The organism is Domibacillus iocasae, assembly GCF_001750285.1.
Classification (GTDB): Bacteria; Bacillota; Bacilli; order Bacillales; family Domibacillaceae; genus Domibacillus; species Domibacillus iocasae.
On the sequence record NZ_MAMP01000024.1, the window covers coordinates 457,104 to 481,068 of the forward strand.

Annotated in this window: 27 protein-coding genes; 10 read left to right on the top strand and 17 right to left on the bottom strand. The window is 42.8% G+C overall.

All coding sequences use genetic code 11. From position 1 onward, the window contains the following. Positions 1 to 79: 79 nt before the first annotated feature. A complete protein-coding gene (locus BA724_RS16360; protein WP_069939729.1) occupies positions 80 to 814 on the bottom strand; it encodes an MBL fold metallo-hydrolase in 735 nt (244 codons plus the stop codon). A gap of 147 nt (positions 815 to 961) precedes the next feature. Here BA724_RS16360 and yhfH point away from each other — a divergent pair, with 147 nt between their 5' ends. Then, the gene (gene yhfH, locus BA724_RS16365; protein ID WP_069939730.1) at positions 962 to 1,093 is read left to right on the top strand and encodes a protein YhfH; all 132 of its coding nucleotides are present in this window, start codon (positions 962 to 964) and stop codon (positions 1,091 to 1,093) included. A 61-nt stretch (positions 1,094 to 1,154) separates the two neighbouring features. Here the strand turns inward: yhfH and BA724_RS16370 are convergent, their stop codons facing one another. The 8 genes from BA724_RS16370 to hemE form a co-directional block, all read right to left on the bottom strand. After that, positions 1,155 to 1,622 carry a FixH family protein gene (locus BA724_RS16370; RefSeq protein WP_069939731.1) on the bottom strand — a complete coding sequence of 156 codons (468 nt, stop codon included), beginning with the start codon at positions 1,620 to 1,622 and terminating at the stop codon, positions 1,155 to 1,157. Continuing rightward, positions 1,619 to 2,998: a sensor histidine kinase gene (locus BA724_RS16375; protein ID WP_069939732.1), complete on the bottom strand. Its 1,380-nt coding sequence runs from the start codon at positions 2,996 to 2,998 to the stop codon at positions 1,619 to 1,621. Before BA724_RS16375 ends, BA724_RS16370 begins: the two co-directional genes overlap by 4 nt. Continuing rightward, positions 2,995 to 3,672, bottom strand: a complete 678-nt coding sequence (locus BA724_RS16380) for a response regulator transcription factor (RefSeq protein ID WP_069939733.1) — start codon at positions 3,670 to 3,672, stop codon at positions 2,995 to 2,997. Before BA724_RS16380 ends, BA724_RS16375 begins: the two co-directional genes overlap by 4 nt. A gap of 1 nt (position 3,673) precedes the next feature. Then, positions 3,674 to 4,618, bottom strand: coding sequence for a YncE family protein (locus BA724_RS16385; protein WP_069939734.1), 945 nt, complete (start codon positions 4,616 to 4,618; stop codon positions 3,674 to 3,676). A 157-nt stretch (positions 4,619 to 4,775) separates the two neighbouring features. Continuing rightward, positions 4,776 to 7,058, bottom strand: coding sequence for a YhgE/Pip family protein (locus BA724_RS16390; RefSeq protein ID WP_069939735.1), 2,283 nt, complete (start codon positions 7,056 to 7,058; stop codon positions 4,776 to 4,778). Between the two features lie 67 nt (positions 7,059 to 7,125). Then, positions 7,126 to 7,698, bottom strand: coding sequence for a TetR/AcrR family transcriptional regulator (locus BA724_RS16395; protein ID WP_069939736.1), 573 nt, complete (start codon positions 7,696 to 7,698; stop codon positions 7,126 to 7,128). A 118-nt stretch (positions 7,699 to 7,816) separates the two neighbouring features. Beyond that, a complete protein-coding gene (gene hemH, locus BA724_RS16400) occupies positions 7,817 to 8,761 on the bottom strand; it encodes a ferrochelatase (RefSeq protein WP_069939737.1) in 945 nt (314 codons plus the stop codon). A gap of 77 nt (positions 8,762 to 8,838) precedes the next feature. Continuing rightward, a complete protein-coding gene (gene hemE, locus BA724_RS16405; RefSeq protein WP_069939738.1) occupies positions 8,839 to 9,870 on the bottom strand; it encodes a uroporphyrinogen decarboxylase in 1,032 nt (343 codons plus the stop codon). A gap of 177 nt (positions 9,871 to 10,047) precedes the next feature. Between hemE and BA724_RS16410 the strand changes: the two genes are divergently transcribed. Then, a complete protein-coding gene (locus BA724_RS16410) occupies positions 10,048 to 10,557 on the top strand; it encodes an antibiotic biosynthesis monooxygenase family protein (RefSeq protein ID WP_069939739.1) in 510 nt (169 codons plus the stop codon). Positions 10,558 to 10,777: 220 nt separating this feature from the next. Here the strand turns inward: BA724_RS16410 and BA724_RS16415 are convergent, their stop codons facing one another. Continuing rightward, a complete protein-coding gene (locus BA724_RS16415; protein ID WP_069939740.1) occupies positions 10,778 to 11,986 on the bottom strand; it encodes an ABC transporter permease in 1,209 nt (402 codons plus the stop codon). Then, complete coding sequence (locus BA724_RS16420) at positions 11,983 to 12,720, bottom strand: ABC transporter ATP-binding protein (RefSeq protein WP_069939741.1); 738 nt, start codon at positions 12,718 to 12,720, stop codon at positions 11,983 to 11,985. Before BA724_RS16420 ends, BA724_RS16415 begins: the two co-directional genes overlap by 4 nt. 127 nt (positions 12,721 to 12,847) lie before the next feature. Between BA724_RS16420 and BA724_RS16425 the strand changes: the two genes are divergently transcribed. The 6 genes from BA724_RS16425 (at position 12,848) to BA724_RS16450 (ending at position 16,610) form a co-directional block, all read left to right on the top strand. After that, entirely contained in the window at positions 12,848 to 13,258 is a 411-nt protein-coding gene (locus BA724_RS16425; protein WP_069939742.1) for an HIT family protein, read from the top strand. Between the two features lie 262 nt (positions 13,259 to 13,520). Continuing rightward, positions 13,521 to 13,892 carry a YtxH domain-containing protein gene (locus BA724_RS16430; protein ID WP_069939743.1) on the top strand — a complete coding sequence of 124 codons (372 nt, stop codon included), beginning with the start codon at positions 13,521 to 13,523 and terminating at the stop codon, positions 13,890 to 13,892. 131 nt (positions 13,893 to 14,023) lie between these two features. Continuing rightward, positions 14,024 to 14,626, top strand: coding sequence for an HTH-type transcriptional regulator Hpr (locus tag BA724_RS16435; RefSeq protein ID WP_281182024.1), 603 nt, complete (start codon positions 14,024 to 14,026; stop codon positions 14,624 to 14,626). Positions 14,627 to 14,738: 112 nt separating this feature from the next. Beyond that, complete coding sequence (locus BA724_RS16440) at positions 14,739 to 15,269, top strand: DUF3267 domain-containing protein (protein ID WP_069939745.1); 531 nt, start codon at positions 14,739 to 14,741, stop codon at positions 15,267 to 15,269. An 83-nt stretch (positions 15,270 to 15,352) separates the two neighbouring features. After that, the gene (locus tag BA724_RS16445) at positions 15,353 to 15,541 is read left to right on the top strand and encodes a hypothetical protein (RefSeq protein ID WP_046179913.1); all 189 of its coding nucleotides are present in this window, start codon (positions 15,353 to 15,355) and stop codon (positions 15,539 to 15,541) included. A gap of 106 nt (positions 15,542 to 15,647) precedes the next feature. After that, positions 15,648 to 16,610, top strand: a complete 963-nt coding sequence (locus tag BA724_RS16450; protein WP_069939746.1) for a peptidylprolyl isomerase — start codon at positions 15,648 to 15,650, stop codon at positions 16,608 to 16,610. A 31-nt stretch (positions 16,611 to 16,641) separates the two neighbouring features. On the opposite strand, the gene yhaM is transcribed toward BA724_RS16450, so the two are convergent. Continuing rightward, on the bottom strand, positions 16,642 to 17,586 hold the full coding sequence (gene yhaM, locus BA724_RS16455) for a 3'-5' exoribonuclease YhaM (protein ID WP_069939747.1): 945 nt from the start codon (positions 17,584 to 17,586) through the stop codon (positions 16,642 to 16,644). Between the two features lie 137 nt (positions 17,587 to 17,723). Between yhaM and BA724_RS16460 the strand changes: the two genes are divergently transcribed. Further along, positions 17,724 to 17,909: a YhzD family protein gene (locus tag BA724_RS16460; RefSeq protein ID WP_069939748.1), complete on the top strand. Its 186-nt coding sequence runs from the start codon at positions 17,724 to 17,726 to the stop codon at positions 17,907 to 17,909. 41 nt (positions 17,910 to 17,950) lie between these two features. Here the strand turns inward: BA724_RS16460 and BA724_RS16465 are convergent, their stop codons facing one another. From BA724_RS16465 to BA724_RS16475, 3 genes are all read right to left on the bottom strand, one after another. Continuing rightward, positions 17,951 to 18,724: an enoyl-CoA hydratase gene (locus BA724_RS16465; RefSeq protein ID WP_069939749.1), complete on the bottom strand. Its 774-nt coding sequence runs from the start codon at positions 18,722 to 18,724 to the stop codon at positions 17,951 to 17,953. Between the two features lie 80 nt (positions 18,725 to 18,804). Then, positions 18,805 to 19,944: a DUF445 domain-containing protein gene (locus BA724_RS16470; RefSeq protein ID WP_083256271.1), complete on the bottom strand. Its 1,140-nt coding sequence runs from the start codon at positions 19,942 to 19,944 to the stop codon at positions 18,805 to 18,807. Between the two features lie 153 nt (positions 19,945 to 20,097). Further along, complete coding sequence (locus BA724_RS16475; protein WP_069939750.1) at positions 20,098 to 20,361, bottom strand: metal-sensitive transcriptional regulator; 264 nt, start codon at positions 20,359 to 20,361, stop codon at positions 20,098 to 20,100. A 270-nt stretch (positions 20,362 to 20,631) separates the two neighbouring features. Here BA724_RS16475 and BA724_RS16480 point away from each other — a divergent pair, with 270 nt between their 5' ends. Next, on the top strand, positions 20,632 to 20,838 hold the full coding sequence (locus tag BA724_RS16480) for an alpha/beta-type small acid-soluble spore protein (protein ID WP_069939751.1): 207 nt from the start codon (positions 20,632 to 20,634) through the stop codon (positions 20,836 to 20,838). 47 nt (positions 20,839 to 20,885) lie between these two features. Here the strand turns inward: BA724_RS16480 and fumC are convergent, their stop codons facing one another. Together fumC and BA724_RS19090 are read right to left on the bottom strand one after the other, a co-directional pair. Continuing rightward, positions 20,886 to 22,289, bottom strand: coding sequence for a class II fumarate hydratase (fumC, locus tag BA724_RS16485; RefSeq protein ID WP_069939817.1), 1,404 nt, complete (start codon positions 22,287 to 22,289; stop codon positions 20,886 to 20,888). Between the two features lie 107 nt (positions 22,290 to 22,396). Beyond that, positions 22,397 to 23,842 (bottom strand): glycine betaine ABC transporter substrate-binding protein, encoded by a 1,446-nt coding sequence (locus BA724_RS19090; RefSeq protein WP_281182025.1) that lies wholly within the window; start codon positions 23,840 to 23,842, stop codon positions 22,397 to 22,399. Positions 23,843 to 23,965: the final 123 nt, after the last annotated feature.

Sequence of the window (23,965 nt, forward strand, 5' to 3'; positions counted from 1 at the left end):
CCCCTTTTCATAAATGAATAACTATTCATTTTTTCTTCTTTTATTATACAGGACATGAAAAAAAGCCGCAACCTGCGGCTTACAATCCAACCTCCATATTTTCTTTCGCTAATAAAATCGTTCCATTAAATTGTTCGGATGCTTCTCTTGTAAGCTGATCCAGCTCTCCAAAGTGCGGCAAATGGGTTAAAACTAATGTTTTTACGCCGGCTTCACGTGCGAGCATCCCCGCTTGTTCTGATGTCATGTGACCGGCAGACGCCCCATCCATTCCTTTATAAAAATTGCTTTCAGCGAGCAGTACATCCACACCCTTTGCAAAGGAAGCCAGCTCTGTTTTATAAGCCGTGTCCGCTGTATACACGACTGTATCATCCCCAGTTGTTATTTTCATTGCATAACAAGGCACCGGGTGATCTGTTTTCAAAAAAGAAATCAAAAACGGACCGAGATGAAGTATGTTCTGTGGATCGTAAGTGATTCCTTTTGTTATGTTTTTGTACGTCAGCGCTCCAAACCCATCTGATTCATTATGTCCATAGATTGGAAGCGGCTCGTTTCGTATTTTATCAGTAAATGAATCGATGAGCAGTGCATGCTGCAAAACACCGATATCTGCAATATGATCAGCATGATAATGGGAAACAATGACGGCATCCAGTTCAGCCGGCTTTAAATGATTTTGCAGTTTTGATAAGACAGCGCTGCCGCAGTCGATGAGCAGCTTAAACCCATCTTGTTCCATTAAATAACCACTGCTTGCTTCATTTGCTTTTGGAAAGCCGCCCCAGCAGCCGAGTATTGTTATATTCATAAATAGTTGCCCCTTTCTATTTGTTTATTTTATTCCCTCGTTTTTAAAAAATAAAATTAATTTTCTGAAAACGGTTGACGCTTCCCATCTGTTATAATACAATATAAATAACAAATCAAACAGTTATATAACAAAGGAGGAAATGACATGATTACAAACATCGTTGAATTTTTCAAAAACCTTCCGCCTAAGCAATGCGCGAGCTGCGGTTCACATATTGAAGAGCAGCATGATTGCTACAGTAATACGTGCACAACGTGTGCATCAAAAGACCTGTAAGCAATGATACCACCAATTCCATAAAAAATCCCACCGGCTACGCCTTGGCCGGTGGGATTTTTTAATGATCCATTGCTTCCATATCGTGATCCGCTGATCCTTCTCGCGCATCAGCAGGAATAACAGTATTTCCAATCGCGATGGCTGATTTTGGCATAGTATGCATGTTCCTTGCTGTAACATGCACTTGTATATAATAAGCGGCTTCTTCATTAAACGTTTTCGCAGCCGTATACACTCCCTCACCTTTTAAAACGGCATCAATCATTTCACTATTTTCTTTTGTTCCATCTTTCCATATTTCATATTTTACTTCGTCCGCATCATTAACCGGTTTACCATCTTGTGTCACCGTTGTAGAAATCGTTACTTCTTCGCCGACATTGGCTTTTTCCGGCAAAGCCAGTGCAGCTTCGATTGGAACCGTGGGATTATTTTCTACTTCTGCCGCCTGTTCTTCTTCTTTTGATGTGCAAGCTGCAAGCATAAATACAAGCAGCATCATAAACCAGATCAATTGTTTTTTCATTTCTCTTCTCCTCCTTCTATCAGCGCCGGCAGTATAACGGTGACCGTCGTCCCCACTCCTGCTTCGCTCTCAATCATTAATTTGCCGTCATGGCGTTCGACAATTTGCTTTACAATCGATAAGCCAAGACCCGATCCGCCATCATGGCGGGTCCGCGCTTTATTAATACGGTAAAATTGGTTTGTAATCTTCGGAATTTCATTTTCCGGCATGCCGGCTCCTGTATCGCGCACGATCCATTTAATCATATTTTTTTCTCGTTTTAACGTAATATAAATAGGGGTTTTCTTTTTTGAATAACGCACTGCATTATCTAAAATATTGGTCATCACCTGGCTCAATCTGCCTTCGTCGCCATTTACGATCGTTTCCTCATCCACATCAAGCTGAAAATGATCATGCTTCAGCCGGAATATATCAACCGTCCGGTAGACAAGATCAGCGAGCGGAATGAATGTTTTTTCCATATTCATTTTACCCGAATCAAGACGGATCAACTCAAGCAAGTCATTCACAAGCCGCTCCATTCGGATAGCTTCACGATGAATAATCGACAGCTGTTTTTTCTGATTGCCAATGCCATTAATAGCGGCCTCACTGTATCCTTTTATATAGCTGAGCGGCGTACGTAGCTCGTGTGAGACAGTCGCAATAAATGTTTTTCGCTGTTCATCCTCTTGTTCAATAGCGTCGGCCATCTCATTAAACGTGCGGGCCAGCTGGCCAAACTCATCTTCAGAATCAGCCGGCACACGAGCTTTATAATCACCTTTAGATAAACGGACTGCCGCATTCTTCATGTTTTCAAGCGGTTTTATAACATAGTCGGTCCACTTCAGCCCTCCATATAAAAGAAGTGCCATTAATAAAACAGCCCCTGCCGCCCAAAACATGACGAGACTTGAGACAAGTTCATCAATCCGTTCAAGTGGCACATATAAATAAATAATACCGTTTAACTGCTTTTCGTCCAAAAGCGGATAAATAACGGAAATGATTTGCCGGTCAAACCGTTCCGAGTAACCGGTTTCCTCTATCATTTTATTTTCAAGCAGCTGTGCCCGCTCTTCCGGACCAATTAGCGTTTCATAGTCTGCTTCATACGGAATGCAGGCGGCAAGCTCTCGCGGATTATGAACGGCAAATGCTTCAAATGGTGATTTTTCACTGAACCAATTAACCTGATCCACAAACGCCGAATCCAGGTCTCCTCCTTCATAGTCATTGGCGAGATTTCCCGCCGCTTCTGCCAGTTCGGTTTTGATACTTTCTACATAGAGTTTTTCGTAAAGCAGATACGCGAGGCCAAACGCGGCCCCAACTGAGATGACGATGAAAATAAACAGTGTCATCCATAATTTTTTACCAAATGTCATACAGCGCCATCCACGAATTTATAGCCAATTCCCCAGACGGTTTCGATAGAGGCTCCTTCGTTCTTCAGCTTCATCCGAAGGGTTTTAATATGCGTATCCACTGTCCGGGTGCCGCCGCTGTACTCTGTTCCCCAAACTGTTTCAAGCAGCTCCTCACGTGAAAAAATCCGTCCGCGTTTTTTAGCAAGAAGGACGAGTAAATCAAATTCTTTCATCGTTAGCTGGATTGGCGTTCCATCCACTCGGACTGTCCGGGAATGCACATCGATTGAAAGAGACTGGTAGTGGATCGTTTCTCTTTTTTCATCTGTTTTTCCAAATCGACGGAGCACTGCTTGAATGCGCGCGGTCATTTCACCAGGTGAAAATGGCTTGACGATATAATCATCCCCGCCGATTGAAAAAGCTCTCACTTTGTCCCATTCTTCGCCACGGGCAGTCAAAAAAATAATGGGTACGTCGCTGTATGAACGAATGGATTCACATACGGCAAATCCATCACGCCCCGGCATCATTAAGTCCAAAAGAATAAGATCCGGCTGTGATTCTTTCAGCTTTCTTTCTGCCTCATCTCCATTTAATGCAGAACTCACTGTGCATCCTGCATTTTCCATATACATCGTCACCAAATCCACCATATCCTGCTCATCATCCACTATTAATAAATGAGGCATTTTATTCACCTTCTTTTACAAAAATCATAAACGGTCCTTTGCGAATAGGGACGGTTTTTATTTTCCCAAGCGTTTTTTCTTTGTAAAAAGACACCATGCTACTGTCATAACCAGCAGAAATCACGCGATCACCTAATACTGCAATTGAAAAAGGATTCGCTGGTGCTTCTATTTCGGCTGCACTTTTCCGTTCCGGATTAAATGCATATAGTTTATTGGACCCGTGGCTTGCTGTATATACGTAACCATCTTTTTCCGCAAAAGCGATTGGCATAATGGGTGCACTCACCGTAGCAGTAAGCGAACCTGTTTGGAGTGAATAGACGTGAATGGTTTCGCTCGCTTCCGCTCCATATCCGTGTCCGCCGACCCATAATTCTTCTGTTGCTTCATTGACAGCTAAACCGGCAGATGAAGTCGGAATGGCAAATTCCCGATCTACCTTATGCGAATAGATATTGATTTCTGACAGCACCGTGTCTTGATAATTAATAATATACAATTTTTCTTTATGTTCAAGCATCGTCATCGGATAGCGTCCTGTTTGTGTTTTTTCCGTTTCCTGTCCTTCTCTGTTAAAAAAATGAACGGCCCCATCTTTTTTCACTGAAAAAGCAACTTCTTTTGTTTCGTTTATAAAAGCCGCGCCGGTAATCCCTGATGGTACAGTCCAGACAGCGAGTTTTTTACCTGTTTTCGTCGAATACAAGACGGCATGGTCAAGCTCTGTTCCATATAAAAGAATCGTCTCATCAAACAGGACCCCGCCTGTATATCGTTCATCAAATGCCCATTCAGCAAGTACAGCACCATCTGAATCTATAAACGTTATGCCAGGCTCCTGTACCGTTAAAATGGCGGCATACTCATCAATCCTTACCGGTTCAAATGATGCCTGACTGCAGCCCGCAAGCAGTAAAAGCGCTGCCAATATGAACTTTTTCAATCACGCATTCCTCCCCGTTATCCTCTTTATTATAATGAATGGGTGTGAAATAAGTGTGAAAAATTTTCAAAAAAAAGACGGCTAAAGGCGCCTTCAGAGTGTAGACAAAGTCAGAAAGCGGACGTTTGTCAACAGCCTGAAGGCGGCTAAAGCCGCATTATACAGCTTCAAGCCGTCTGTAGTGTTTTTTAAACTGGCCGCGGAAGTAAATCCCTGTCACCATAATATTAAACAAAGTAAATCCGATTAATACAGCGGCATTTTGCCACATAAACGCATAATCACCGCTTGAAATGACAGCTCGGAATCCATTAATTGAGTATGCCATTGGCAGGACGCCTGTTAAATGCTGAAGCGCTTTTGGAATAAGCTCTAATGGGAATGTTCCGCCGCTTGCCGTTAATTGGCTGATCAAAATGAGGACAGCGATAAACCGCCCTGGGTTTCCCAGGATCGTTGCCAGCATTTGAATGAGTGTCATAAACGATGCACTTGCGATAACCGCCAGCAGGAAGAACCGTGAAACACTTTGTACATCCAAATGGAGGACACCGAGCAAAAAGATCGATGCCGCCGCTGCCTGGCTTGCCCCGACAATTAAAAAGATGCCAAGCTTGCCCGCGTACCAGGAAAGTCCACTTTTTGGCTGTTCCGGCGGTTCTTTCAACGGAAAAATAATAGTCAGCATAATGGCGCCCACAAATAATCCAAGCGACAGCATGTATGGAGCCATGCCGGTCCCGTAATTCGGCACTTCGTGAAACGACTTCTTATCCAATTGGACCGGTTCTGCCATCATATCATATGTTCCATCATCCGCTTTGACGCCACCTGTTTCATCCGCTGCTTTTGACAGCTCTGCCTGAAGCTCTTTCGTTCCCTGCTCCAATTCTTTTGAGCCATCTGCAAGCTCCATTGACCCATTTGCAAGTTTTCCGGCTCCATCTGACAATTGATGTGATCCACCGGCCAGTTCATTTAATCCTCCTGAAAGCTCGCCTGCCCCTTTCGCAAGAGAATTCGCTCCTGTTTTGGCTTCCGCTGTTTTTTGGGTAATCGTTTCTAGGCCCGATACAAGAGCCTGCTCCCCTGACTGAAGTTCTTTTGCCCCATCATGCAGATTTCCCGCTCCTGCCGCAAGGTCAAAAAGTCCAGACTGAAGCTGCTCCTGACCGGATTGGATATCTTCAAGACCTGATGAAAGTGCCGCCACTTTGTCAGTCATTGTTCCTGAAACAGCTTTATTTAAATCATTTGCACCTGAGGCGATTTGGGTGCTTCCACCCTGCAATTCATCAAATCCGGATGAAATGCCGGCGTTTAATGTTTCTTGCTGTGCGGTCATTTCATTTTTCATTGTATTGAGCTCTTCTTCTGTCATAACTTGCGACAGCACCGGCAATAGCTGCTCCATTTGTGCTTTTTGTGCCGCACTGATTTGGCTTTTCAGTTCTGTTTCAAACTGTTCCATACCAGTGTTTAAATCGTTGGCACCTGCGGCAATGGAAGCTGTGCCTTCCGCGAAGGCTGGTATTTGCTCACGGAATTGATCTACACCGTTTTTGGCTGCGGCTGTCCCGTCAATCAGCTTTGGCATATTTGTATTCGCCGACACTAAGCCATTTTGCAGTGCAGCTGCACCTGACACAAGCTGATCCGTTCCGTCCTGTAGCTGTCTGCCTCCCCCAGAAAGCTTCTTCTGGCCGTCTGAAAGCTGGTCGAGACCGTCTGAAAGCGCGGCTGCCCCATTAGCCACCTCTTTTGATCCCTCACTTGCCTGCTCAATGCCCGATGAAAACGAGACGGAACTGTCAGCAAGTGATTTAAGATTATTCTTTAATTCATTCGTTCCGTCTGTTATTTTCAAAGCACCTTCATCAAGCTTTTCGGCTCCTTCTTCCGCTTTCGTATAACCATCGCCCATTTTTTTAATCGTATCAAACATGGTTTCGGCGTATGTTTTCGTGACGTCTTTTTGAATGGATGCACGTATTTCTTTCATCGCCGACTGGCCGATTTGGGAGGAGACAAAGTTATAGCTTTCATTTAGTGTATACATTAATTCAAGCTTTTCCGGCTTGTCGTCCATCAATGTCGTTGCGTTTTCTGAAAAGTCTTCAGGTATTTCAATCATCATATAGTATTCCTGCTGCTTTAAGCCGTCTAATGCATCTTGCTTTGTCACAATATGAAAGTCAAAATCATCGCTTTTTTTCAGTTCTTTTTTCAAGTCGTCCCCGACCGTCAGTTTTTCCCCTTCAAGCTCTGCTCCTTTATCACTATTTACAACCGCTACCGGCAGCTCGTCTAAATGACCGTATGGATCCCAAAACGCCCATAAAAAAACACCGGAATACAAAAGCGGAATTAGCATAACCGCGATGACCGAAACAAGCAGCATCCGATTTTTCATGATTTTTTTTAATTCTTTCCACAACATTTTTATACCTCCAAAATGACCATTTTGTTCATTTAGTCATTTATTTTCAAAAAAGAAGGACTGGCCACTATTGAGACAATCCTGTAAATACATATAGTTCAAACAATTTAGCAATTTCTTCTTTCGACAGCGCCCTGCCGCGCCGCTCCCAGTCCACTATGAGCGTGATGTACAGCTTCAGCATAACAAACGCGGCAATTTCAGGATCTGTTTTCTTTATTTCCTCCCGCTCCATTGCTTCTTTTGCCTGGGATGCAATATAACTGACAATCGCATCCTCCATTTTTCTCAACGCGTCTGCTGCGGCCGGTGTGCCCATTTCTTTTTCTTCCTGAAACAGCTTGACTGCAAGCTGATGTTTCGTGCGAAACGCCAGTATTTCAAATAACGCCCGGTGAACATTTTCATGAAAGGAGGAGCCTGGATCAATGACCGTCTCTGCCGCTTCTTTCATTTCCTGTATGAGTGTTCTCAAAATTTCTTCAAACAACTCTTCTTTATTTTTAAAAAACGTATAGATTGTTCCTTTGCCAACATTCGCTAGTTTCGCTACCTGATCCATTGTTGTTGCTTTATAACCAAACAGTGTGAATGATTTTGTTGCAGCTTCAATAATATCTTTTTTTCGCTCTGATGCCATGTAAACACCCCCACTTTGACCATAATAACATTTCAGTCATTCCGTTCTAGCGATATTTTATGCCCGTTTCACTTTATTGTCAACACAAAAATCCCGTCGGAAGCCGACGGGATTTCGATTATAATTTTCCTTCTTCTTTTAAATGCTTCATAACGATATCGCCAAGTGCTTCGATAAACTCGGGACGGGCATTTGGCATTGGCGGACGATAGTAGCCGGCACCAATTTCATCCGTTACGACTTTGCATTCGTAGTCGTTATCAAATAATACTTCGAGATGATCGGCAACAAAACCGGCAGGCACGTACATAAATGCTTTATAGCCGTTTTGTTTATACAAGTCACGGGTTAAATCCTGAACGTCCGGTCCAATCCATGGCTCCGGTGTATTGCCGGCACTTTGCCAGCCGACGGTGTACCGTTCCACACCAGCGGCTCCTGCAAGCAAGTCTGCTGTTTCTTTTAGCTGCTGCGGATACGGGTCGCCAGCTGCGATAATTTTTTCCGGCAGGCTGTGCGCGGAAACAATCAATACGAATGCTTCTTTTTCTTCGTCTGTCATCGTCTCGACTGTTGCTTGAATTCGATCCGCCCAATATTGAATAAATTTCGGCTCATGGTACCAGCTTTCAATCGAAGTAATTGATGGCCCATCAATTTTGGCGGATTCTTCTGCCGCGCGTCCATTATACGACTTCACGCTGAACGTGGAGAAATGCGGAGCAAGCACAATTGAAACAGCTTCTTCAATGCCATCCTGTTTCATTTGATGAACTGCATCTTCAATAAATGGTTCAATGTGTTTTAAGCCGATATACAGCTTAAATTCAATGTCCTGCTGCATCTTGTTTAGAAAGTCAGTCAACCCTTGCGCCTGTTCTTCAGTAATTTTTGCAAGCGGTGAAATACCGCCAATCGCTTCGTAACGGCTTCTTAAATCTTCCAGCGCTTCATCTGAAGGCTTTCGGCCGTGACGAATATGTGTGTAATAGCGCTCAATATCTTCTTCCTTATAAGGGGTTCCGTACGCCATAACAAGAAGACCCATCGTTTTTTTCGCCATGCTAATCCCACCTCATTTAATTCATTGTTTCGTCTGTATTGTGCTACGAAATAAAAATGTGTTCAAAAGGGAACTGTTTATTTTGATGTATACTCATGAATAAATGCTGTCAAACGCTTGAGCGTATCCGGATTCACTTCCGGGAATACACCATGTCCAAGGTTGAAAATATGACCGGGCGACGCCAATCCCTGATCCAAAATGGCTTTTGCACGCTCCTCAATTACATTCCAGGGAGCCAGTAAAATGGACGGGTCAAGATTCCCCTGTAATGTCTTCGTCAAGCCCATTTTCCGCGCTTCTGAAATCTGCATGCGCCAATCCAAACCAACAACGTCAAGCGGCAGGTCGTGCCACTCTTGCGCCAAATGGCTCGCGCCGACACCAAACATAATAAGCGGCACATTTTCGGAACGCAGCTCACTAAAAATGTGTTCCATGACGGGTTTAATAAATGTCCGGTAATCGGACACATTTAACGCACCCACCCATGAATCAAAAATTTGTACGGCTTTAGCGCCCGCTTTTACTTGAGAGCGCACGTATGTAATCGTCATATCCGCCAATTTATCCATTAACGCAAACCACGCTTTTGGCTCCGCGTACATAAAAGCTTTCGTTTTATTGTAATTTTTTGATGGACCGCCTTCGATCATGTAGCTGGCTAGCGTAAATGGTGCGCCCGCAAATCCAATCAGCGGCACATTGAGCTGTTCTTCTGTTAAGAGACGAATCGTTTCAAGTACATATGGCACGTCGCTTTCCGGATCAATTTCACCGAGCTTCTCCACATCCTGCATCGAACGGATTGGATTATCAATAACCGGACCGATGCCGGATTTAATGTCCACGTCCACACCGATGGAAGGAAGGGGTGTCATAATGTCTTTATATAAAATCGCCGCATCGACGTCGTACTGCTCCACCGGCAGACGCGTCACATAAGCGCAAATTTCCGGCTGATGGGTAATTTCAAACAAAGAATATTTCTCTTTCAGCTTCCGGTATTCCGGCTGCGAGCGTCCTGCCTGACGCATGTACCAGACCGGCGTATAATCTGTTTGTTCGCCCCGCGCCGCTTTTAAAAATGTATCGTTCAATTGCCTCATATGAATTGAGTGCCACCTTTCAATTAGGACAGATTAGAATCACTATTGATTATTATAGCCTACCCTCTCATACTTTTCACTAAAAGGATGTGTTGTTCGCAAATTTGCCAAACGAATGTGTTGAAATTGGAAAGAAGGGTAGAAAAAAAGATATACTATTACTAGAGGTGATGGAAGATGAATGTATTTATTACAAGCGGAACATACGAATTTTTAAAAACCATTAAACAAAAACACAGTACCGAGAATATGGTGCTCATGGACGGAACAGAAGGCGCTGCACTCGTTCATGAAACGAATGGGAAAACCGTTTTCTCATCGCCGCGCCGCTATGAGGTTGTAGACGCATCCGGCGAGATCAAAAAACGGGGCTACGTCGTTTTAAACAACATTCCAGTAACAGATGAAGGCCGCCCTCTTTTTGAGCACCGCTTTAAAAACCGGGCTGGTGCGATTGAAAATGAACCTGGCTTTGTCTCTATCCGTGTATTGCGTCCACTCGACTCGGATACGTATGTTATCTTTACACAATGGGAAAATGTTAAAGCATTTGAAAACTGGAAGTCATCTGAAGCCTATAATCAAGCACATAAAAAGCGCGGAACAGAAGAAGGGCTCGACAAACGGCCGAATATTTTTTCCGGCCCTTCGTATTTAACAACGTTTACCATTCCAGAAGAAAACTAAAAGCCACGGGATGGTCATCCATCCCGTGGCTTTATTTAGTAGATTTATGATTTGACTGCACGATCTGCCTGTTCAGCAAAAAAGCAATGAAGAAAAATACACCTTAAAACAGTAAATAAAATAAAACACATCAAATTTCCAGCCAGCAGCTTCTGCACCTCTATTTCTTTACCAATGCAGCATGATCATTTACCTGCATCTATACTCAAGAATACACAGCTTAAAAGTGGTACATTTTTTTTAGTCTTGACGGTGCGTACACCCAAATAAAAAAAAGAGTAAACGCAACAGAAGCGGATAAGACAAGTGCGCCTTCTATGATTCCGGCTGTTAATGCTGAGGCGCCAAACACAATGGATTCGATTAGCAGCACACGCATAAGAAGATGCTGTACTGCTTTTTGTTTCCCTTCCTCACCTTCCGGATAAAGCTGCGGCCAAATAATGTGCCCATGCCGCATCGAAATCGGCAGCAGTTGAAAACCGGTTAAATACAAAAACAGCAGCGCAGCAATCAGCTGAACTGGCATCAATCCACTAAAAGCGATAATAAGCGCCCCGATCACTGTCAGCCGAATGTACAATCCAATATACTCATTCATGCGCACAAACGTCCGGTGAAGCAAATAAGTGTATGTTCCTTTACCCGGACCTGGCAGCAGCCCGTCAAGCCACTCACGGCGCTTTGCCGTTCCGCGTAAGTGCGGAACATCGGTGAACATGTTTGCCAGCCGGTAAAAAGCAGCCATTCTCTTTTCTTCCAGCTCGGCCAGCAGTTCCCATTTTAATGGTCTGTTTCCAATGCGTCCCATGTAATAAATCCAAAAAACCATGAACAGGACAGCAATTCCGGCTAATGCATACTCTAATGAAAAAACGGCAAACAAAAAAGCGCTGTTTAAAAGCAGCCGCACTGCCATATCACCGATTCTCACATCATTCGACGGCACATTCAGCGCTTCAAGCCGGCAAAATAGATTCCATATCTTTGCCGCCAGAACAGCGCCTAAAAACATAAAAAAACTGCCAAATCCGGTCTCTTCCGCCTTCGCATACATCGGCATTGCAAAAGCCAAAAGAGCAATTAAAAGATAGCTTTGTGCTGCGAAGCTCGTCCAGACTGCTTTTTGCATGTAAGGCTTCATTTCACTTTCAAGCGGCAGCAAATAAACGGTATCCGGCTGTTTTATGTATGTGTAAACAGGACTCCACATAATAACAACCCCTAAAGCAGCCGCCATGATCATCGGCGCCGGGAAGGTCCCATCAATTGTTTCCACCCAGCCGCTGTAATAATACAAAAGCGCGCCAAGCGCAAATACGAGCACAAACAGCAGATGGTCATTCAGCATATAGCGTGTATATTTACGAATTTCCGCATAATAAGCCGTAGCACGTTCTTTAAACAGAGTATTTGCTGAAAACTTCATAGCACCGCTTCCTTCGTCAGTTCCACATAAATATCATCGAGCGCGGCATCCGGCATATGAAAATCACGACGCAGTTCACCCATTGTCCCTTTTGCTCGTACACGTCCTTCGTGCAGAATAATAAACCTGTCACAATATTTTTCAGCTGTTGCTAAAATATGAGTCGACATTAAAATACCGGCGCCGCTTTTTTTCATCTTATTCATTAAATCAAGCAGGGACCGAATGCCAAGTGGATCCAGGCCGACAAACGGTTCATCAATAATGTATAAAGGCGGCTCTGTTAAAAAAGCGCCCATAATCATCACTTTTTGTTTCATTCCTTTTGAAAAATGAGCTGGGAACCATTTCATTTTTGCGTCAAGACGGAATTCCTTTAAAAGCGGACCGATGCGCTGCTCATATTCTGCTTCCGACAAGCCATATGCCATCGCCGTTAAACGCATATGCTCTTCAAGCGTGAGCTCATCATAAAGCACAGGTGTTTCCGGTACAAACGAAAACTGGCGCCGATAATCGGATGGGCTTTGTTTGAGCGTCATTCCATTGATCGTGACGCTTCCTTTTGATGGCTCCATTAAACCTATAATGTGCTTGATCGCCGTACTTTTGCCGGCACCATTTAAGCCAATGAGGCCGACAAGTTCGCTTTTGCCGACCTCAAATGAGACGTCGTGCAAAACCGGCTTACGTGTATATCCACCGGTAACATTTTCCACAGATAATAATGACATTCGAAAACGTCCTTTCTTCTAAATCGTTACACGTATCATATCAAAATTATGCCTGCTGCACATAGTTCCCTGCACCCTGAATATATGCTACACTTTTCATACCAATAAATAAAAGGAGTGCTGGATAATGGATAGCTGTATTTTTTGTAAAATTGTAAATGGAGACATTCCGTCCGCAAAAGTATATGAAGATGACAATGTATACGCCTTTTTAGACATTAGCCAAGTAACAAAAGGCCACACACTTGTTATTCCAAAAGTACATAATGAAAATATTTTCAAACTGGATGCAGGGGTCGCTGGTCCATTGTTTGAATCAGTGAAAAAAGTGGCTGGTGCAATTCAATCCGCTTTTTCACCAAAAGGATTGAATTTATTAAATAACAACGGAGAAACAGCCGGGCAGACCGTTTTCCATTACCATATCCATTTAATTCCACGCTACGGATCAGACGACGGCTTCCATCCGGTTTTTAAAGAAAACAACGGCGGCCATGATCTTGCTGGCATCGCCGCTGAGATCCAGTCTCATCTGTAAGAAAGCAGTAAAGCTGCTGCGAGCGAAAGTATACTTATGAAACCAAACTGGCCGGCTTTTTTTTTCAATAAGCGATTCTCACTTTTTCGGGCTTCTTTCATATGGTACAGCATGCTCGTAAATAATATAAAACTGCTTGATAATAAAGCAAAAATAAACCCTTGCATACCATCAATCCCTTCTCATACGTTTGTTTGATAGTCTTTTCGGGAACGATATCATATATATGTATGCAAACAACAATGAATAATGAGGTGAAAAAATGAATAAAAAAGCATTTTTTACAGGTGTTGCAGCTGGTCTTGCAGCCGGTGCTTCCGCTGCGCTATTAAACGCGCCAGCAAGTGGCCGGGCCACACGGGCAAATTTGAAAGACAAGCAAGTATCCGCTAAACTGACCGCGATGGAAATTAAAGATAACGCGGGTCAAGTAAAAGAATCCGTAAAGCGTCTTGTTGAAACAGCAAAACAAGAAGTCCCGGATAAAGTCAATAGTATTAAAGTAAATGCTGCGCTTTGGAAAGAAAGTATTGAACCGAATGTTCAAACCCTTCAAAAAGAAATCACTCATATTCAAAAAACGGTGGAAGATTTACAGGAAAGCCTGCCGCAGCCGCCTGCATCGGGCAAATAAAAAATACACAGAAGATTTTTTTCTTCTGTGTATTTTTTATTTTTCAGCTTATTCTAAATTTTTGCGAATTTACCCTTTCTATTTTTTTATTTTATTGGCATAATATAAATCAATAAAGTAATAGATTTGAGGTGGATGACATTAATAAAGCAAGTGATTCAACATCGACTCATCAATATACGATGAAAGAGGCGTTTATGTTCAGCCAGCGAATGGCCCAGCTTTCAAAAGCATTATGGAAAGCGGTCGAAAAAGACTGGCAGCGGTGGATCAAACCATATGATTTGAATATTAATGAACATCATATTTTATGGATTGCCCATCACTTAAAAGGCGCTTCTATTTCCGACGTGGCGAATTTTGGGGTTATGCATGTATCAACAGCGTTTAACTTTTCCAAAAAACTAGAAGAACGCGGACTTTTGACATTTTCCAAAAAAGAAGATGATAAGCGCAATACGTATATTGAGATTACCCCCGCCGGCGATGATTTAATCTTTGATTTAATGGAACAATATAATCCTGAATCCAATCTAGTGTTTTCCGGCAGCGAGCCGCTGCGTGAGGTATTTGGAAAATTCCCAGATCTTGCCGAATTAATGACCATTATCAAAAATATCTATGGCGATGATTTCATGGACATCTTCGAGACTTCTATTCATAATATTGAGCGGGATTTTGATGAAGAAAATGGAGAATTAAAGCGGGCAGAACGTCCTCAAACATCCGGGTAAGTGAATTACCGACCGGATGTTTTTTTTATGTCATGAAAATTATGCTTGCTTTTTCCGTGGCGCCGTCGTAAATTATGAAAGCAATCCCTTTAACAACGGAGGTTATTCTTTTATGAAATGCGTGCGGACATATAACTTCGAAAAAACGTGTGGCTACAACAAGCTGTTTTTCTTGTCTATGCTGACAACAATGCTCGTGTTTCTTCTCGCTTTTTCATCCATGCAGTCTTATTATTCAAAACCGCTTCATGCCAATGGATTTTTTTGGTTTGCAGCGGGGATTCTGGCGGTTTATCCGCTTCATAAATTGGTTCATCTTTTTTCGATTCTCACCTACCATCCCAAAATGAAATGGGATCGGAAATATTTTGTTTTGCCGGTTTTGACCGTTATTACACGAAATCCGATGCCAAAAAAGCGATTTCTTGTCTGTTTGTCACTGCCTTTCTTCATTATAACTCCGCTTATGCTGGGCGGCGCCGTGGCCATGCCGGAATATTTGCATTACTTCACAATGGCCGCCGCGTTTCATACCGGTATTTGTTTATTCGACTTTCTTTACATTAAAGCGCTCCTAGCCTGCCCAAAAGATGCCCTGATCGAGGAAGATTCAGATGGATTTGAAGTATTATTGCCAGAATAACCTCTCTCCCGGCGGGTTCTGTTTTCAATTTTTTCGACATTTTGATATAGTTAACTGTACAAGGCTAACAGAGGGGGCATCATATGGCAGCATTAATCATTACATTTATTATTTTCTCCGTCTTCATTTTGTATCACATAAATCGGATGACCAATTTATTATGCATTCAAAAAGAGATTCCCGAAGAGCGGCATGAAAAAATATTTCGAACGGTGAATATTTTAATTGTTATTTTGCTTTCGACTTCTTACATTGAAATACTGTATGTGTAGACCTGCTCTTTTCAGAAGACAGGTCTTTTCTTTTCCCAAGCCGTTAACTATGTTATAGTTGTCTGTGGAACTTGGATTAAATGAACATTAGGGAGTTGTTTTTCGCATGAAGAAATGGGCATTGCCATTATCGCTTGCAGCAGGTGTACTTGCACTTTCAGGCTGTGGCAACAGTGAAGGAAACGTTATTGCTACATCAAAAGCAGGCGACGTAACTGATATGGAACTATACGCGGAAATGAAAGACAAATACGGTCCGCAAATGGAGCAGGCGTTGGAGGAACTTATGCAGAAAAAAGTTCTCTCTGACAAATATGAAGTAACAGACGAAGAGCTGGATGAAGAAGTAAAAACAGCTAAAGAGCAATTGGGCGACCAATATGAAATGTTCCTGGCTCAATATGGCCTTGACGAAGATGGTTTTAAAGAATTTTTAAAGCTCGAGCTTCTTCGTGAAAAGGCAGCGCTTGCTGACGTGGAAGTAACAGATGACGAAGTGAAAGAATATTACGATGCGTGGCAGCCGGAAATTAACGTAAGCCACATTCTCGTTGAAGATGAAGCCAAAGCAAAAGAAGTAAAGCAAAAACTAGCGGATGGCGGCGACTTTGCGGCGCTTGCGAAAGAATATTCAACTGATCCTGGCTCAGCTGAAAATGGTGGAAGCCTTGGCTGGATTGACAATGCCGGCCGTGCACAATTCGTTCCGGAATTTACAGAAGCACTTGGCACATTAAAAGTAAATGAAGTAAGCGAACCGATCAAATCGGATTACGGCTACCATATTATTAAAATTACTGAACAAAAAGAAAAAGGATCATTTGAAGATTTGAAAGACCAAATGACTGAAGAATTAAAGCAGTCTAAAGTGGATGCAACTGCTTCGCAGGAAAAACTTGACGAAGAAATGAAAGCAGCAGATGTAAAAGTAGAAGATGAAGATTTTAAAGACGCATTTAAAGCAGACGAAGCGGCTCCAACAGAAGAAACGCTTCCGACTGAAGAAGGTACAACAGAAGAAGAACCAGCAGCTGAAGATGATGCAGCTGCTACAGAAGAAGCAAAATAAGCAAAAAGCACCCATGACGGGTGCTTTTTTGTTAATTTGAAAACCGAGGCTTATAAAATGATCGGTTATCCAATGGAAAAATCCGCTCGGAAAATTCGCCTGGCTTTGTACGGTCAAGCGCACGGTCAAGCATGTTCATTTTTGCATCAAGATTATCAATGTAATGCAGCATTTCCGCTTCTTTAATCATTGGCGGCTTCGGGCTTCCCCATTCCGCTTTCCCATGATGAGACAAGACGATATGCTGCAGCACCATCACTTCCTCCCCCTCAATGCCAAGTTCTTTTGCCATTTGGCCAATTTCATTGACCATAATCGAAATATGGCCGATTAAATTTCCTTCAGCTGTGTATGTTGTAGCAACCGGCCCTGACAGTTCTGTCACTTTACCGAGGTCATGCAAAATGACTCCCGCATACAAAAGGTCACGATCAAGCGATGGATAAAGATCGGCAATCGATTTAGCCAGCTGCAGCATGGACACGACATGATATGCAAGACCCGATACGAACTCATGATGATTTTTCGTCGCTGCCGGGTACTCAAGAAACGGCTGATGATATTTTTTCAAAAGCGCGCGGGTAATGCGCTGAATATGCGGATTTTTCATTTCAAAAATAAACTGGGTAATCGTCTCTGTCATTTCTTCCTGACTGAGCGGTGCTGTTTCGACAAAATCACCTGCGTCCATTCCGTCCTGCGGCGATGCGGGACGAATTTGCCGTAGTTTTAACTGCATGCGCCCCCGATAATTTTGAATGTCCCCCGCCACTTTCACGATCGTTTGCGGTGTATACATTTTAACCGTTTCGTCTTTTGCGTCCCACAGCTTTGCTTCAATTTCTCCACTGGTATCCTGAAGCATAAGCGTTAAATAAGGATTGCCGTTCACAGCTGTGCTTTTCACCGCTGAACGAATCATTAAAAAGCAGTCAACGCTTTCCCCTGCTTCATATTGTGTAATTCCTTTTTCCACTGCATCGTCCCCCTTGTCCACTAATCAATTTCTTTTTATTATATCATAGACCGTATGTTCTTTTTGTTCTCTTTATGCTTTTTTCTTTTGGCTTTATTGTATACAATCATTTTATATTAGATAAAGGGGGCTTCATATTGAAAACATACAAGCTGACGGTATTTGAAAAAAACGGACAAAAGTTGCTTGACCAGTCTTTCGAAGCATTCTCAGATGAGGAAGCAAAATCACGCGGCTCACAGCTGCTGCAGGAACATGCCTGTGAAGAAAAAACCTATCGCTGTACATCACCTGAAGGAAAGCTGCTGCTTTTTCACACCTAATCATCAAGAAAGCGCATTCAAGTGTTGAATGCGCCTTTTTTTTATTGATTAAAAACAGGTTTTCTTTTTTCTAAAAATGCCCGGATCCCTTCTTGATGATCTTTAGTTTCCCGCATTTTTAATTGTCCCTGCTTTTCAAGCTCGAGCGTTTTTAATAATTGCGGCCTGTTCATGTCAGCCATAATCTTTTTCGTTTTAATCATAGCCTGAATCGGCTTTTGATGGAGCTCTTTCATTAAGTAGGCTACTTCCTGCTGCACAGTTCCAGATGCAACAGACCTGTCCACAAGCCCCATTTCCGCCGCTTCAGCTCCACTCATTATTTTCCCGTCCCAAATGACTTTTTTTGCTTTTACTGCCCCAAGCCGGCGTTCCAGCATAAAATGGCCGCCTCCATCCGGAATTAAGCCGATACCGATAAAATTCATCGCAAGTTTCGAGTCTGTTTCACATAAAACAAAATCCGCTCCCAGTGCAATGCTTAAGCCAAGCCCAGCTGCTGCCCCATGAATAGCCGCTATTGTTAGCTTTGGCATTGAATAAAAACAAAGAGCAATATCGGCAATCGTATCCATTACAGATGGAAATTGCTCTTCATCCATCGCCGACAGCATTTCTTTTATGTCCCCGCCCGCTGAAAAAACAGCTCCTTCCCCTGATAAAACGACAATGTCTACATCATCATTCCGGCTCACTTCTTTTAAGCAGCAGCACAGCTCTTTCATCATGTCTGTACTAAGCGCATTCATAGCCGCTGTACGATTCAAACGAATATACGCTGTTTCCCCTTCAATAGAACAAAGTACATACTTCATTTTGTCGCCTCCCCTTTTTCTCCTTTATCATACAAAAAATGAACGATTATTCATAGTATTTTGAATAAAAAGCGTTCCTTTTAAACCGGGAACGCCATCATAATAACGGCTTGCAAAATGCCGATCAAACCGCCAAGCAATGCGCCAAGCAATGTAATCATCTTTAATTCACGATGAGTAATAGCTAAAACGATCATTTCCAGCCGCTCTGTTGAAAAAGCTTCAATTTGCTGCCGGACAATGTCTGCAATTTTTAACTTTCCCATCATAGATGGAATGCGTTTTGCCATTTTTGTGATGCCTTTATCCGTTAATTCCGGAATAAGTGTATCTTTTATTTTTTGTTCAAAAGGTGCCGCATAAGCAGACACCGGCTCATTAAGTACTGTTTCCAAGTCAAGCTGGCCCCCAATAAACTTCTTCGCTTTTTGGATCGCTTTTTCATCCGAAAGCTGCTCTAATACATCAGTCCATTTCCATTCAATCACTTTATCCCATTCATTTTTTAGCATCGTATCAAGCAAATCCTTTGTGCCGGGACTCGTTAAAAATTTAATAATTTCCGGCCGGATTTTATCTGCAAGTGACGTGTTGCCCACTACCGTTTGAATCATGCTGCCGAATTTTCCCCACCCTGCCAAAAAATCATCCGTCATACGTTTTATCCGGTATCGTCCTTCTTCACTGGAAAAGTAATCGGTGCCCTTGGTTAAAATATAAGCGGAAATGTCCGGGATTTTTTCTTCCGCTTTATCCAGCCATTCTGCCGGCAGCGATTCTTTCACCGTCTGATCGATATAAAAGTCTTTAATAACTGCATATTTTTGATCAATCCATCCATTTAAACGCTCCTCCATTTGAGTAACTGCATTTGGGAAATGCACTTTTTGAAGAATGTCTGCGATCGTCATATTTGAACGAATCCATTTTTTGGCTTCTGATTGTAAAACAGCTTCTATTTCCCCACGAAGTTCAGGTTCTTTTAATTTTTTTTCAATGCTTTCGGGCGTCAGCAAATGTTCATCGACAATTTTCCCGATTTGACGGGCCAGCTCAGATTTTCGCTTTGGAATTAAGCCGGGTGTAAACGGAATACGCCAGCTGCCTATATAAAGAGCATTATGCGGCCTAAACAGCATTCGAATAGCCAATGCGTTTGTAACACCGCCGATCACTGCGCCGATCACACCCATAAATAAAATAAGCCAAAATATGCTCAACGTGCTTTCCACCTTTCGTTCAGGTAATGTGGCATCTTGCTGTCGCACTTTAAAACTGCCGCGTCCTGTGATTGTCCTATAGACCTGGCAGCTAGAGCTGGATTATAAGAAAAAAGATGCCAAATCCAAGCGGGAATGGCATCTTTTTATATATTATCTGCTTTTTACAAGCATATTTACTGCTTCTTGAATCGCATCATCCGTGTTTTGGCCGCTTTCATGAGCATCACGAATACATGATTCTAGATTTTGCGCCACGATTAAGCCTATTGAACGATCGACAGCAGAACGAATGGCAGAAAGCTGCGTGACCACTTCACGGCAATCTTTTTCTTCTGCCACCATCTTCATAACCCCGCGTACTTGTCCTTCAATGCGGCTCAGCCGGTTTTTCACATCGCGATTGTATGTCTTCATCCTCTACCTCTCCGTTCTGATCTCCTTTTTCATTACCTACAGTGCAATTTATGTATAAATAGTATAGCATACCAACTAAAAAAACGCTTGCCTCAGCCGTTTTCCTTTAAAGGAAACAACTACCTGTGAACATTCAGCATAAAGAAAAGCATTCAATCCATACTAGTAACACAATCACATCGGGTCTTATCCGGCAGACCGGACGACATGATCGCAGCGGTGCAACTCCGTTAGTACCCGGCCAATTATAATAAAGGGAGATGAACAGTAATGTCAAATCGCAGCGGTGGTCGTAACCAACTACTTGCACCAGGGGCTCAACAAGCAATTGATCAAATGAAGTACGAAATTGCATCTGAATTCGGTGTACAATTAGGAGCAGATGCCACATCTCGCTCTAACGGTTCAGTCGGCGGCGAAATTACAAAACGTCTTGTACAAATGGCTGAACAGCAATTGAATGGTTTCCAAAAGTAATCATATGATTTATGAAGATCCGCCTCAAAATTTGAGGCGGGTCTTTCTTATTTTTTTACCTTTTTTGGCTTCTCTAGTAAATTGACCATTTTTGACGGGTCAATCCATTGATCGTATTCTTCCTCCGTTACGTAACCAGAGGCAAGTGCAGTTTCTTTTAACGTTGTCCCGTTTTTATGAGCAGATTTCGCGATACTCGCTGCTTTCTCATAGCCGATATGTGGGTTTAACGCTGTGACAAGCATTAGAGACTGCTCCATTAGTTCTTGAATACGCTCCATATTTGCTTCAATTCCCGAAGCACAGCGCTCATCAAATGATGAAACAGCATCTGCCAATAAACGAATCGATTGCAGTGTATTGTACACGATCACCGGCTTAAAAACATTTAATTCAAAATTACCTTGACTGGCTGCAAATCCGACAGCTGCGTCATTGCCAAACACTTGCACTGCAGCCATTGTCAGCGCTTCGCTTTGTGTTGGATTTACTTTGCCAGGCATAATCGAGCTCCCTGGTTCATTGGCAGGAATGGTTAATTCGCCAATGCCGCTTCTCGGCCCACTTGAAAGCCACCTTACATCATTCGCAATTTTCATTATATCTGCTGCCAATGCTTTTAACGCGCCATGGAAAAAGACAATTTCATCATGGCTCGTCAACGCATGAAATTTATTCGAGGATGAAATAAACGGCCAGCCGGTTTGTTTTTTTAGCTGCTTTGCTGTTTTTCCACCGAATGAAGGATCTGCGTTAATACCAGTCCCAACTGCTGTGCCTCCAATTGCTAAATGAAGCAGCTCTTGTTGGGCAAGTGTAATCATTTTTATACTGCGAACGATCATGTGGCGCCATCCGGATATTTCCTGGCCAAGCGATAAAGGGGTTGCATCCTGTAAATGTGTGCGGCCGATTTTAATCACATTCATAAATGCCTTTTCTTTTTTCTTTAGTGTTTTTTTAAATTGCTTCAATGCCGGTTTTAATCTCTTTTCTGTTTCTTCATATATGGCAATATGCATGGCTGTTGGAAACGTATCGTTAGAGCTTTGTGACATATTTACGTCATCGTTTGGATGAATAAATGCTTCTTTCCCCATGATTTCGGATGCGCGCCTCGCCACGACTTCATTCACGTTCATATTCGACTGCGTTCCGCTTCCCGTCTGCCAAACAACTAAAGGGAAATGTTCTGGGCCAACGTCGCCACTTAAAATATCGTCGCACGCGGTGGAAATAGCACTCATTTTTTCCCCTGAAAGCTTACCGAGATCTCCGTTCACAATCGCTGCCGCTTTTTTCAGCTGAGCAAACGCATAAATCATTTCGATTGGCATTTTTTCTGTTCCAATAGGAAAGTTTTCCAGGCTTCGCTGCGTTTGTGCTCCCCAATATTTATCCGCCGGTACCTCTATTTCACCAATTGTATCGTGCTCGATTCGAACATTCATTATGTACCCCTCCTTAAAATCATATCTTTTTACACTTTTCCCCCTTTTTCTTTCTTCATGCTCAAAAAATAAAAAAAACGCTCTGCATTTGCAGAGCGCCGCATTGATCAATCGATCAACCCTTCTTCTTTTAAAAACTCTTCCGCCACTTCTTCATACTTTTTGCCATCGAGGTCAACACGCTTGTTCAACTCCTGCATGCGTTCGTCATCGATTTTTCCTGCAAGCATATTCAGCACGTCTTGAAGTTCGGGGTATTCTTCCAGCACTTCTCCACGCACAACCGGAATAGCATAATAAGGCGGGAAAAACTGCTTATCATCTTCTAACACTTTCAAATCAAATGCCTGTATACGGCCATCTGTCGTGTATGCGTCAATGGCATCCACTTCATTATTTTTAATCGCGCTATACATAATGCCTGTATCCAGCGTCTGTGTTGATGCAAAATCAAGACCGTATAATTCCTGAAGGCCTGGATAGCCGTCAGCTCTTTCTAAAAATTCCGGTTCTGAGCCAAAGCGCATGTTTCCTGCATATGGCTGCAGCTGTGAAATCGTCTTGATTCCATATTTTTCTGCATCCGCCTGGCGAATTGTGACAGAATAAGTATTATTAAAGCCGATTGGATCTAACAGCTGAAGATTAAATTCTTCATTAAAACGGTCTTTTACATAATCATATACATCGTCAGGATCATTGCTGTCGATTTCTTCTTTTAAATAGTTCAACAAAATCGTTCCCGTATATTCAACAGACATATCGTAAGATCCTTGTTTTAATCCATCAAATACACCAGCAGATCCACTAATAAAGGATTCATAATTCACATTCAAGTCTGTTTCTTCCTCAATTAACTTCCCATACACATGTACAAGAATTTCTTGCTCTGTAAAAGACTTTCCTGTAATCGTAATCGTGTCCTCCGCTTGCCCTCCGCCAATAAACGGCCAGATAACCATACCAATAAACAACAGCGCGGATGCGCCGGCAATTGCGAGAGTCATTTGACGGCCTCGCTTGCCTTTTTTCTGCAAGGCTTCTGTTGATGAATTGTATTCAATTCTTTTTAATACAAAATCAAGAATAATGGCAATCAGCGCCGCCGGAATGGCTCCTGCTAAAATTAGTCCTGAATTATACGTCTGTAATCCGCGAAAAATCAAGTCACCAAGACCACCAGCTCCGATGAGCCCGGCAATAGTTGCTACTCCGACAATAAGCACTGTGGCTGTTCTCACACCACCCATAATGACTTTCATTGCAAGCGGCAGCTCGACCATCCATAGCACTTGCCGGCTTGTCATACCCATTCCGACGCCAGCTTCAACGGTCGACCGGTCAACCCCTGTAATGCCAAGATACGTATTCCGCAAAATTGGAAGCAGTCCATAAATCGTCAATGCGATAATAGCGGGTGCTTTTCCAGTGCCGATAAAAGGAACAAGAAAGACGAGCAAGGCTAAACTTGGAATGGTTTGAAAAATGGCTGTAATGCCGATGATGGGTTCGGCGATTTTTTTACGGCGGGTTAAATAAATTCCGAGAGGCACGGATATGAGGATCGCAAGGCCAATTGAAATTAATGATAAATATAAATGTTCAAGAATAAGCTGCCATATTTCAGTCCATCTTGTTGTAAATGCATTCGTTGTTTGAGCAATTAAATTGAACGT